Annotated in this window: 11 protein-coding genes; 10 read left to right on the top strand and 1 reads right to left on the bottom strand. The window is 60.5% G+C overall.

From position 1 onward, the window contains the following. Positions 1-161 precede the first annotated feature (161 nt). The 3 genes from WA943_RS15825 (at position 162) to WA943_RS15815 (ending at position 3,098) form a co-directional block, all read left to right on the top strand. Entirely contained in the window at positions 162-794 is a 633-nt protein-coding gene (locus WA943_RS15825) for a TetR/AcrR family transcriptional regulator (protein WP_424470861.1), read from the top strand. 20 nt (positions 795-814) lie between these two features. Beyond that, entirely contained in the window at positions 815-1,612 is a 798-nt protein-coding gene (locus WA943_RS15820) for a phytanoyl-CoA dioxygenase family protein (protein ID WP_424470860.1), read from the top strand. A 244-nt stretch (positions 1,613-1,856) separates the two neighbouring features. After that, positions 1,857-3,098: a class I SAM-dependent methyltransferase gene (locus tag WA943_RS15815; RefSeq protein ID WP_424470859.1), complete on the top strand. Its 1,242-nt coding sequence runs from the start codon at positions 1,857-1,859 to the stop codon at positions 3,096-3,098. 28 nt (positions 3,099-3,126) lie between these two features. Here WA943_RS15815 and WA943_RS15810 read toward each other — a convergent pair whose 3' ends face one another. After that, positions 3,127-3,516, bottom strand: a complete 390-nt coding sequence (locus tag WA943_RS15810) for a DoxX family protein (protein ID WP_424470858.1) — start codon at positions 3,514-3,516, stop codon at positions 3,127-3,129. Between the two features lie 311 nt (positions 3,517-3,827). Here WA943_RS15810 and WA943_RS15805 point away from each other — a divergent pair, with 311 nt between their 5' ends. The 7 genes from WA943_RS15805 to purF all read left to right on the top strand — a co-directional run bounded on the left by WA943_RS15805 (position 3,828) and on the right by purF (position 11,845). Beyond that, a complete protein-coding gene (locus WA943_RS15805) occupies positions 3,828-5,327 on the top strand; it encodes a replicative DNA helicase (protein WP_424470857.1) in 1,500 nt (499 codons plus the stop codon). Between the two features lie 75 nt (positions 5,328-5,402). After that, the gene (gene alr / locus WA943_RS15800) at positions 5,403-6,563 is read left to right on the top strand and encodes an alanine racemase (RefSeq protein ID WP_424470856.1); all 1,161 of its coding nucleotides are present in this window, start codon (positions 5,403-5,405) and stop codon (positions 6,561-6,563) included. A 13-nt stretch (positions 6,564-6,576) separates the two neighbouring features. Then, the gene (locus tag WA943_RS15795) at positions 6,577-7,356 is read left to right on the top strand and encodes an MlaE family ABC transporter permease (protein ID WP_424470855.1); all 780 of its coding nucleotides are present in this window, start codon (positions 6,577-6,579) and stop codon (positions 7,354-7,356) included. Positions 7,357-7,364: 8 nt separating this feature from the next. Beyond that, entirely contained in the window at positions 7,365-8,141 is a 777-nt protein-coding gene (locus WA943_RS15790) for an ABC transporter ATP-binding protein (protein WP_424470854.1), read from the top strand. Continuing rightward, positions 8,141-9,559, top strand: coding sequence for a DNA repair protein RadA (gene radA, locus WA943_RS15785; RefSeq protein WP_424470853.1), 1,419 nt, complete (start codon positions 8,141-8,143; stop codon positions 9,557-9,559). The genes WA943_RS15790 and radA overlap by 1 nt, the downstream gene beginning before the upstream one ends. A gap of 25 nt (positions 9,560-9,584) precedes the next feature. Continuing rightward, positions 9,585-10,256 carry a CvpA family protein gene (locus WA943_RS15780; protein ID WP_424470852.1) on the top strand — a complete coding sequence of 224 codons (672 nt, stop codon included), beginning with the start codon at positions 9,585-9,587 and terminating at the stop codon, positions 10,254-10,256. 77 nt (positions 10,257-10,333) lie between these two features. Next, on the top strand, positions 10,334-11,845 hold the full coding sequence (gene purF, locus WA943_RS15775; RefSeq protein WP_424470862.1) for an amidophosphoribosyltransferase: 1,512 nt from the start codon (positions 10,334-10,336) through the stop codon (positions 11,843-11,845). Positions 11,846-11,852: the final 7 nt, after the last annotated feature.

Genomic DNA, 11,852 nt, shown 5'->3' with positions numbered 1-11,852 from the left:
CGAAGAAGGCGAAGAGACCGAAGGCGAAACGGAAGCCTAAAGGCTCCGAATTTCGAGAACTGCAACGAAGGGCGCCCAATGGGCGCCCTTTTTGCGTTCAGGCGGTGCGTCATCCGGCCAGACCATTGACCGACTAATTGGTCGGTTGGTAAGGTCGCCGCATGTTGAAACAAACCAGCCAGGCACAAACAGGGACGGCGCGCGGGATCGAAACGCGGACAAGGCTGCTCGATCAAGCCGAGCGGCTGTTTTCCGAGCGCGGATTTCATGGCGTCTCGTTGACCGAAATTGCGACGACATGTCGTTTGGGTAATGCCGGCCTGCTCCACCATTTCCCAAGCAAGGCAAAACTCTATCGCGCCGTTCTCGAACGTGTTGCGGAGCGTCTTGCAGATCGCGTGGAGACAGCCTTCAGAATTTCGACGTCGCCCAAAGAGCGACTTCAGGCGCTCATTCGTGATCAGGCAGAAAGCAGCGTGGACTACCCCGAGGGAAGCCGCCTTGTATTCCGTGAGCTGATGGAAAACATGGAGCGCGTCGAACACGCGCAATCACTGCCGCTCAAGGAATTCGTCGCAAGATTCTGTTCATTGATCGAAGACGCACAAAATGCGGGGATTGCGCGCAACGGACCCGCGATTGCGATTCTGACGAATATTCTGGGCGCCCTCGCCTATGCGCAGATTGCGAGGCCGACCTTTTCTCGCATGCATATCGACGACGCGCTTCTGGCTGACGATCGTCGCTGGATGGACGCTGTGGCGACCCAACTGGAACAGGCCATTTTTGTATAAGAGTAACAGGAGACAGGCACGTGACGCAGTTAACGGACAAGGTTCGCCCAGAACGCACACCTGCTGAAACGGCTTTGACAGATACGGATCTGGCGACCATTGAGCGGGATGGCTATGTCATAATTCCTGAATTGATTGCGAAAGAGGTCTGCGAGGAAATGCGCCACGAGCTGGCGCCGCATTTTGCACATCTTGGGCGCAACCCTTTCGAGGGCTTCAGCACGCAGCGCATTTATTCGCTGCTCTCCAAGACCCGCGCCACGGACGTCATCGTAGAACATCCGCGCGTCCTGGCCGTGCTCGACCGGATGCTGCAGACCAACTATCTCCTGTCGGCATTTCTCGCCATCAACATTCTGCCGAATGAAAAAGCGCAGGCGCTGCATTATGACGACGCCTTCTATCCCTTTGCCCGCCCTCGCCCGCCGATCAGCGTCGCCACAATTTGGGCCATCGACGATTTTACAGAGGCGAATGGCGCGACCGTCGCAATCCCCGGCAGTCACAAATGGGGCGACGAACAGCCGTCAAAGGACCAACTGGTCAATGTGATTATGCCCGCCGGATCTGTCGTGATTTTTAGCGGCACGCTCTGGCATGGCGGCGGCGCCAATTGCAGCGACCGCTCACGTCTTGCCATCACCGCGCAATATTGTGAGCCTTGGGCGCGCAGTCAGGAAAATTACAGCCTGGCCGTTCCCCCGGACATTGCTCGCACCCTTTCGGCGAAGATCCAGAACATGCTTGGCTACAATATCCATCCGCCCTTCATGGGCCATGTAAACGGGCTCCATCCCCGCCGCTATCTCGGGGCTTAGCCGGAAACAGCGTGGACGAGGTGCAGCTTGCGAAAAATTTGGAGTTTCGGCCAATGGCAAGGAAGCCTCCGGCCACACAATTGAGATCGCGAACGCTCCATCCTTACACGCCGCAACCCTTTTATACTTTTGATCCGGCGGGATGTTCTGTTAACTTTTCAGTGGGGGTACGAAGTCCGGTTGGGTCCGGTTGCGTGCCAGACGGATCCGATCTTGCGTCCAGCTCCTGGAGATAGGAGGTTGCATGCTGTTCGGTGTACTTCTGAATCAGGTCGTCAAACGCGGCTCACTTCGCGTGATCGACTATAGTGGCGCCGCAAAATCCTACGGTGACGGAACGGGCCGGCTCATAACCGTCCATCTTCGTGATCGCGGGCCGCATTTTGCGTTGGCCGTCAATCCCTACCTCAAGCTCGGCGAAGCCTATATGGACGGCACGCTCACCGTCGATGAGCCGCATTCCATATATGATGTCCTCGATCTCATTCTCAGCAATCTGGGAACGAGTTATCCGGGCCCGGCCTTCAAGCTCTATGCATCGCTCCGGCGCATGAAGCGACGCATCGACCAGCACAATCCCATCGGCAAGGCGCAGAAGAACGTCGCACATCATTACGATCTCGATGGCGGGATCTACGATCTCTTCCTCGATACCGACAAACAATATTCATGCGCCTATTACGCACATCCGGGCATGACGCTTGAAGAAGCACAGTTGATGAAGAAGCGGCACATCGCCGCCAAACTGGCGATCGAGCCCGGAATGCGCGTGCTCGACATAGGCTGCGGCTGGGGCGGCCTTGCGCTGACGCTGGCGGAAGAAACCGGAGCGGAAGTTGTCGGCGTTACCCTCAGCCGCGAACAATACAAGATTGCCGTCGCGCGCGCACAGGAACGCGGATTGGCGGATCGTGTTGAATTCCATTTGCAGGATTATCGCACGCTTGAGCCGAGCTTCGACCGCATCGTCTCGGTCGGCATGTTCGAGCATGTGGGCGTTGGCTACTACGACGAATATTTCAACGGCGTGGAACGGTTGCTGACGCCGGAGGGCGTCGCCCTCATTCATACGATCGGGAGACTCGACCCGCCCGGCGCGACCAATCCATGGATCGCGAAGTATATTTTCCCCGGCGGCTATATTCCGGCCTTGAGCGAGATGGCAGCCTCCGTCGAAAAGACCGGGCTTTTGATGACCGATCTGGAGGTGCTGCGCCTTCACTATGCCGAAACGCTGCGCGAATGGCGGCGGCGCTTCATGGCACGCCGCGACGAGGCGCTGAAAATATACGATGAGCGTTTTTGCAGGATGTGGGAGTTCTATCTCGCCGGATCGGAAACCTCTTTCCGCCACGAAGGCATGGTCAATTTCCAGCTCCAGCTCACCCGCAAGATCGACACACTGCCGATCACGCGCGACTACATGGCCGAGACCGAACGCGGGTTCGGAGCGATACCGCAACGGCGGCTGCTCGCTGGCGATTAGCCGCGATCAGCCGCCGCGCGTCGTTCTCTCAGGCCCGACGGTTGTCGATGCTCAGCACGCCTGCGCCATGTGCAACAAGCTGCAGAAAGCCGCCGGCAATGGCGATGTTCTTCAGGAAGTTGATCATCTGTCCCTGATCTGAAAAGTCATTATGGAAGAAGGCTGCCGAGGCGACGCAGAAGAGCGCCATGGCGGCTGCGACGAGCCGCGTCTGATAGCCGACGAGGATCAGGAGCCCGCCGCCAAGTTCCGCAGCGATCGCGAGCAAATAGGCGACCTGCGGGAGAGGCACCCCATGCGACGTGATGTATTGAATGGTGCCTGCCGGATCAGCCACCTTGCCGAACCCCGACAGCAGAAAAATGATGACGAGAAGCAGGCGACCGAGCGGGCCTGCAAGTGTCGTTGCCTTATCCATTGAAGCGTCTCCCCTGTTCCCCGGCTGATTCCGGCGACCTGGACAAAACTCTAAACCTGCCACCGCTTCGCTGACTATCGGGCGCTGCGACAACAGCTTGTTGCAGGATGGCGGGCAATCGGGCTGGGCCGTTGTCCGACTCACCCCAAAACAGTTATCCTCTGCCGATGGGGATGAATTTCCCCTTTTTATTCAGCATGTTATGTATTCGATACCCGTTTTCCACAGGGTTGTAGAAGTAAGTTGGGGATGCGGTGCGAACGGCGGTGATTAGCTGTCCGCTGCCCGTCCTAATCGCGTAAAACGAGGCCATGGAAAATACAGCATCGGCATTCGCCAGCGTGCCGGACGATGACGGCACTTCGGGCTATCGCGTTCCGCCTCATAACATTGAGGCTGAGCAGGCGCTTTTGGGCGCGGTCCTCGTCAACAACGAAGCCTATGACCGGCTATCGAGCTTTCTCGAGCCGAGGCATTTCTTCGATGCGCTGCATGGGCGTATTTATGAGGCGTCGGCCAAGCTCATCACGGCGGGCCACCTTGCCTCCCCTGTTACGCTGAAGAATTTCTTCGAGCGCGATGAAGCGCTAACCGAAATTGGCGGGCCGCAATATCTTGCGCGCCTTGCGGGCGCGGCCACGACCATCATCAATGTCGAGGAATATGGGCGCACGATCTATGACCTCGCGATCCGGCGCGAGCTGATCCAGGTCGGCGTCGACATGCATACGCGCGCCTATGACGCGCCCATCGACGACACGCCCGCCGCGCAGATTCTCGACGCCGAACAGGCGCTCTATCAGCTCGCCGAAAGCGGCAAGTATGAAGGCGGCTTTCGCAATTTCTACGAGTCGCTCAAGGGCGCCATCGACATGGCGGCGGCGGCTTATGAACGAGACGGTGGCTTGTCGGGCATCTCGTCAGGCTTGCGCGACCTCGATCAGAAGATGGGCGGGCTTCAGCCTTCCGATCTCATCATCCTTGCCGGTCGCCCCTCGATGGGCAAAACGGCGCTTGCCACCAACATCGCCTTCAACGCGGCCAAGGCCTACAAGGCCGAGCATTTGACCGACGGCACAGTCGCGGTGAAGGACGGCGCCATCGTCGGTTTCTTCTCGCTCGAAATGTCGGCTGAGCAATTGGCGACGCGTCTTCTTGCCGAGCAATCGGGCGTGCCTTCAGAGCGCATTCGGCGCGGCAATATTCATGAAGACGAATTTCACCGGCTGGTCGATGCCTCGCGCGAATTGCAGAGCATTCCGCTTTATATCGACGATACGGGCGGCCTGAACATTGCCACCCTGTCGGCGCGTGCGCGTCGCCTGAAGCGTCAGCGCGGCCTCGGCCTGCTCGTCATCGACTATCTGCAATTGCTTTCCGGCACAGGCAAGGGCGACGCCAACCGCGTGCAGGAAGTGACGCAGATCACAACCGGCTTGAAGGCGCTGGCCAAGGAATTGAACGTGCCGATCCTCGCCCTGTCGCAGCTTTCGCGTCAGGTGGAAGCGCGCGACGACAAGCGGCCGCAGCTTTCGGACTTGCGTGAATCAGGTTCGATCGAACAGGACGCCGACGTCGTCATGTTCGTCTTCCGCGAAGAATATTACCTGCAGCGCAAGGAGCCGCGCGAGGGCACGCCGGAGCATCTGACTTGGCAGGGAGAGATGGAGCAATTGCTCGGCCTTGCCGAAGTCATCATCGGCAAGCAGCGTCACGGCCCAACGGGAACGGTGCGTCTGCAATTCCAGGCCGATGTGACGCGCTTCAGCGACCACGCCCAGGGCGACCACATGCCGGAAGAGCGATATTGATCTTAACTTTATCGGCATTCCTTCATCGTCATGCCGCATTATCGAAGGCATGATGCCGCGATGGATTTGCCCGCATTGAAAAACACGGTTAACGCCTCTTCGCCCCAGCCTGGCGACCTCTCGGCACATAGCGCCATCCTCACCGTCGATCTCGACGCGCTGGTGGCGAACTATGCACATATCCGCGCGCTTGCGCCGGGGGTTGAGGTCAGTGGCGTCGTCAAGGCGAATGCCTATGGGCATGGGCTGGCACCTGTCGGCCGCGCGCTTGCAAGCGCAGGATGCAAGACCTTCTTCGTTGCCGATACCGTTGAGGGTGCGACGCTAAGGGCAGCGCTTCCCGACGCGGCGATCTACATCACCAATGGCCTCTCGCTGAATACCGGGCCTGCCGCACGCGCACATGCTCTTCGCCCATGCCTTGGCAGCCTTGCCGAGATAGAAGCATGGCGGCATGAGGCAAAGCACGCGGGCCACGCACTCGCCGCCGCCCTTCATTTCGATACGGGTCTCAGCCGTCTCGGGCTCGACGCTGCCGAGACGGCGCATCTCATTGCCGAGCCGCGCCTGCTTGAGGGCATCGATGTGACGCTGGTGATGAGCCATCTCGCCTGTTCAGACGAGCCGGCCCATCCGCTGAATGCGCGCCAGCTTGGCCGCTTCAAGACGATCAGGGCGGCCTTCCCTTCCGTCCCGGCGAGCTTTGCCAACACGGCGGGCGTCCTGCTCGGGCCCGACTATCATTTCGATCTGCTGCGGCCCGGCTATGGGCTTTATGGCGGCACACCTGTCGAAGGCAAGCCCAACCCTTTCCGGCCCGTCATCAAGGCCGAAGCGCGTGTGCTGCAAATTCGGGAAGTCACGGCGGGGGACGCCGCTGGCTATAGCGCGACCTGGACCGCCACGGGACCCCGGCGGCTCGCAACCCTGTCGGCGGGTTACGCGGACGGTTATTTTCGGGCACTGGCGTCGGCTGCGGGCGGCGGGCGGGTCTTTATCGGCGGCCAATATGCACCGGTCGTAGGTCGCGTATCGATGGACTTGCTCATCGTCGATATAAGCGACCACCCGGAGCATATGGTCCGACGGGGCGACCTTGCGGAGCTGATCGGGCCTCATGTGAGCCTGGATGAAGTGGCCGCGCGGGCGGGAACCATCGGATATGAGGTTCTCACAAGCTTGGGAGAACGCTACAAGCGGCTCTACACTGGCGCCGCGGGGCCGACAGAATCATGAGCGGGGAACAGTCTTGAACTTGAATTTTTTTGCGATCATCGGCCGGGTGGTCCTCGCCCTGTTCGCCGAAATAGGGCGCGTTGCGCTCTTCACCTGGGCTGCCGTCAGCCACGTTATCCGCCCGCCCTTTTTCTGGCGCCTGCTCGGCCAGCAGATGATGCGGATCGGCTTCTTCTCATTGCCCGTCGTCGCCCTGACCGCCTTCTTCACGGGCGGGGCGCTGGCGCTGCAAATTTATTATGGCGGCAACAATATCAATTCCGAGAGCATCGTCTCGACCATCGTCGCACTGGGCATCACGCGTGAACTCGGGCCGGTGCTTGGTGGCCTGATGGTCGCTGGCCGCGTCGCTGCGGCGATTGCCGCCGAGCTTGGCACGATGCGCGTTACCGAACAGATCGACGCGCTGACCACGCTCTCGACCAACCCATACAAATACCTCGTCGTGCCGCGCGTCGTCGCGGCGGTGCTGACGCTGCCGCTTCTCGTCCTCATCGCCGACATCATCGGCGTCATGGGCGGCTTTGTCGTCGGCTCGACCACGCTGCATTTCAACCCCGGCGTCTACATCACGAACACGGCGAATTTTCTGAAAGCAAGCGACGTCACCTCCGGCCTCATCAAGGCGGGCGTCTTCGGCTTCATCATCGCGCTAATGGGCTGCTTTCACGGCTTCAATTCCAAAGGCGGCGCACAAGGCGTCGGCCGCGCCACGACCAATGCCGTCGTGAGTTCATCAATTCTCATCCTGGCGTCGAACTATGTGATGACGTCGCTCCTGTTCGCGAAGTGAGGGCGGATATGTCAGACCAGCCCAAGATCGAACTCAGGAACGTCACGAAGCGCTTCGGTTCGAAAGTCGTGCTCGATAATTTGAGCCTCGTCGTGCCGCGTGGAAAATCGCTCGTCGTCATCGGCGGTTCGGGCACCGGCAAATCGGTGATGCTGAAATGCGTGCTCGGCATTCTGCGCCCGGACAAGGGCGAGATATTCGTCGATGGCAAGGACGTGCTGAAAATGAATTCGGGCGAGCGCGAGGAAACGCTGCGCAAGTTCGGCATGCTGTTTCAGGGCTCGGCATTGTTCGACAGCCTCAGCGTCTGGGAAAACGTCGCCTTCGGTCTCATTCAGGGCCGCAAGGTGAAGCGCAAGGAAGCGAGAGACATCGCCTTCTCCAAACTTGCCAAGGTGGGCCTCGGCGCGGAAGTGGGCATGCTCTACCCTGCCGAACTTTCAGGCGGCATGCAGAAGCGCGTGGCGCTTGCCCGCGCGATTGCCGCAGACCCTGAAATCATTTTCTTCGACGAGCCGACGACCGGACTTGATCCGATCATGGCCGACGTCATCAACGATCTGATCATCGCCAGCGTGAAAGACCTCGGCGCCACAGCGCTTTCGATCACCCATGACATGGCGAGCGCGCGCAAGATCGCCGACGAATTCGCCATGATCTACAAGGGCAAGATCATCTGGACGGGTACGCCCGAGCAAATAGACGCAAGCGGCAACGACTATGTCGACCAGTTCATCCATGGCCGTGCAGAAGGTCCTATCAAGATGGAAGTGCTGAAGCCCTGATGGCGCGCGCATCTCGCACCTTCACCTGCCAATCCTGCGGCGCTGTCACATCGCGCTGGGCGGGACGTTGTGAATCTTGCGGTGAGTGGAACACCATCGTCGAGGAAGCGGCGGCGACATCCGGCGTTGCCGGTGGTCCGCCACAGCTCGTCGGCAAAACCAAGGGCCGCCATATCGCGCTTGTCTCCATGGCGGGCGAGACGCAAGACCCGCCGCGCCTCGTCACCGGCGTTGCCGAATTCGATCGCGTTTGCGGCGGCGGCCTTGTGCCCGGTTCCGCGCTGCTTGTCGGCGGCGATCCGGGCATCGGCAAATCCACTCTCCTGTTGCAGGCCATGGCGGCGCTTGGACGGCGCGGGTCGGAAGTGGTCTATATCTCCGGCGAAGAAGCCATTGCGCAGGTGCGCATGCGCGCGCGGCGTCTCGGCCTTGCCGATGCGCCGGTACAGCTTGGCGCCGAGACGAACCTCAAGGACATTATCGCAACGCTCGAAAGCGGCACGCCGCCCGCTGCCGTCGTCATCGACTCCATTCAGACCATGTGGACGGAGGCGCTGGAGTCCGCACCGGGCACCGTGACGCAGGTTCGCGCCACCGCACAGGATCTCGTTCGCTTTGCCAAGCGCCACGGCACAGCAGTCATTCTGGTCGGCCATGTCACCAAGGACGGGCAGATCGCAGGGCCGCGCGTTGTCGAGCATATGGTCGATGCGGTGATCTATTTCGAAGGCGAGCGCGGACATCAATTCCGCATCCTGCGCGCCGTCAAAAACCGTTTCGGTCCGGCAAACGAGATCGGCGTTTTCGAGATGGGCGAGCTTGGGCTTCAGGAAGTTCCAAACCCCTCCGCCCTTTTCCTCGGCGAGCGCGACGGCGACACCAACGGGTCGGCGGTCTTTGCCGGCATCGAAGGCACGCGGCCGGTGCTTGTCGAGATTCAGGCGCTTGTCGCGCAAAGCTCGCTCGGCACGCCGCGCCGCGCGGTCGTCGGTTGGGATTCAGGCCGGTTGTCGATGGTGCTTGCCGTGCTCGATGCGCGCTGCGGCCTCTCGCTTGGCGGGCAGGATGTCTATCTCAACGTCGCGGGCGGTTTGCGAATCAATGAGCCTGCGGCGGACCTTGCCGTGGCGGGCGCCCTCGTCTCCTCAATCACCGGAACGCCGCTTCCCAGGGATTGCGTCATCTTTGGCGAAATCAGCCTGTCGGGTGCCATAAGGCCGGTCAGCCAGATGGAAGCGCGGCTCAAGGAAGCGGAAAAGCTCGGCTTCAAGCGCGCAATTCTGCCCACTTCGACCGCGCGCCAGCGGCCTTCGACCGGCCTCGAACTGACCGAGATTTCGGACCTTGCCGGGTTGGTGGCGAACCTCGCGGCAGCCTCAAAACCACGCGGACGCGAGCCGCGCACCAACGAGATGTGATAGCCTTGTTTCAAGGAGGGACAAATTGACACTCTTTGACGGCATCGTCATCGCGATACTCGTGATCTCGAGTTTGCTCGCATTCCTGCGCGGCTTCACGAGCGAAGTTCTTTCGATTCTCGCCTGGGTGGTCGCCGCGCTCGCCGCGCTCTGGCTTTTTCCTTATGCGACGCCGATTTTCCGCGGGTTTATTTCACCCGACTGGCTTGCCGCCGTGGCAGCCGCGCTTGCCATTTTCATCGTCACCTATCTGCTGGTCGCCGCCTTCACGGCGCGCTGGGCCGGGCATCTGCTTGGGCTGTTTGAACAGGCGGAAATGCTCGACAAGACGCTCGGGCTTCTCTTCGGCTTCGCGCGCGGCCTCTTGATTGTAACCGTCGCATACCTATTTTTCGTTTGGCTGGTGCCAAATCCGGCGGAACAGCCCGATTGGATCAGGAATGCGCGACTTCGGCCCATGGTCGAAAGCTCTGCTGCAACCTTGTTTACCCTGGCGCCGACCGAGCCTGTGCGCCGGACACCGCCGCGTCGCGACGCGCCGGTCTATCAGCCAGCTCGGCCTACGCAGAGCGCACCTGCGACGAATGCGCCGCAGCCTGACACGAAGGTCAAATCGGGCGCTGACACGGGTAAGGACCCGGGCTATAACACCTCCGAACGCAAGGGGCTCGATCGTCTTTTCGAGAATGCGGAGTGAGTGGTTTCATTGGGGATTAACGGTTCCCGGTCGGAGCGCATCGGATGCAGAAGCAGTTATCTCTTCCCCTTTCGGATATGTACCCGAATGTGGACCTTCGAAAACCCGAGCAAAGCCCAGCCAAAACCTTGACCTCAATCACAGACGACGAACTTTATGGTGACACGCTGCGCGAAGAGTGCGGCGTGTTTGGCGTTTTCGGCCACCCCGACGCTGCTGCCCTGACGGCCCTCGGCCTTCACGCGCTCCAGCATCGCGGGCAGGAAGCAGCGGGCATCGTCAGCTTTGACGGCGAGCACTTCCATTCCGAACGCCGCCTCGGCCTTGTCGGCGACCACTTCTCCAGCGAGAAGGTGATGGAGCGCCTGAAAGGCGATCTCTGCATCGGTCATGTGCGCTATTCGACAACCGGCGCAACGATCCTGCGCAACGTGCAGCCGCTCTTTGCCGATCTTTGGGGCGGCGGTTTTGCCATCGCGCATAACGGCAATCTGACCAATGCGATGACGATCCGCAACGAGCTGGTGCGTGCCGGTTCGATCTTCCAGTCGACCTCGGATACCGAAACCATCCTCCAGCTCATCGCCCGCTCGCGCTCTCCCCGCGTGATGGATCGCTTTGTCGATGCGCTCGGCCAGATCGAAGGCGCTTATGCGCTGGTCGCCATGACGCCCAAAAAGCTCATCGGCGCGCGCGATCCGCTCGGCATTCGTCCGCTGATCCTTGGCAGCCTTGCAGGCGCGCCGATCCTCTGCTCGGAAACGGTCGCGCTGGATATTATCGGCGCGGACTTTGTGCGTGAAATCGAGCCGGGTGAAATCGTCGTCTGCACACGCGACGGCATCGAGTCGCTCCGCCCCTTCCCCGTACAGCACCCCCGTCCTTGCGTTTTTGAATATATCTACTTCGCGCGCCCCGACAGCATCGTCGGCGGGCGCAGCGTCTACAATGTCCGCAAGCAGCTTGGCCGCGAACTCGCGCGCGAAAGCGGCATCGACGCAGATGTCGTGATCCCGGTGCCGGACTCCGGCGTTCCTGCCGCCATCGGCTATGCAAACGAGAGCGGCATTCCCTTTGAACTCGGCATTATCCGCAACCACTATGTCGGGCGAACCTTCATCGAGCCGACGCAGCGCATTCGCCAGCTTGGTGTGAAGCTCAAGCACAATGCGAACCGCGCGGTCGTCGAAGGCAAGCGCATCATTCTGATCGACGACTCCATCGTGCGCGGCACGACTTCGGTCAAGATCGTGAAGATGATGTATGAGGCGGGCGCGCGCGAAGTGCATATGCGCATCGCCAGCCCGCCGATCACACATTCCGATTTCTACGGCATCGACACGCCAGAGCGCGAACAGCTTCTGGCCGCGCAATATGATCTTGCAGGCATGCGCGATTATATCGGCGTCGACAGCCTCGCGTTCATCTCGGTCGACGGGCTCTATCGTGCCATGGGCTATCCCCATCGCGATCAGGAGCATCCGCAGTTCACCGATCATTGCTTCACCGGCGACTATCCCACGCCCCTGACAGATCGAAACGGCGAACAACGCACGCGGCAATTGTCGCTGCTCGCCGAAATCGCGTAAGAGCATT

The sequence above is a fragment of the Parvibaculum sp. genome (assembly GCF_049651025.1).
Classification (GTDB): domain Bacteria; phylum Pseudomonadota; class Alphaproteobacteria; order Parvibaculales; family Parvibaculaceae; genus Parvibaculum.
The sequence above is the reverse complement of the archived record's forward strand: the minus strand, read 5'-3'. Positions and strand labels throughout refer to the sequence as shown.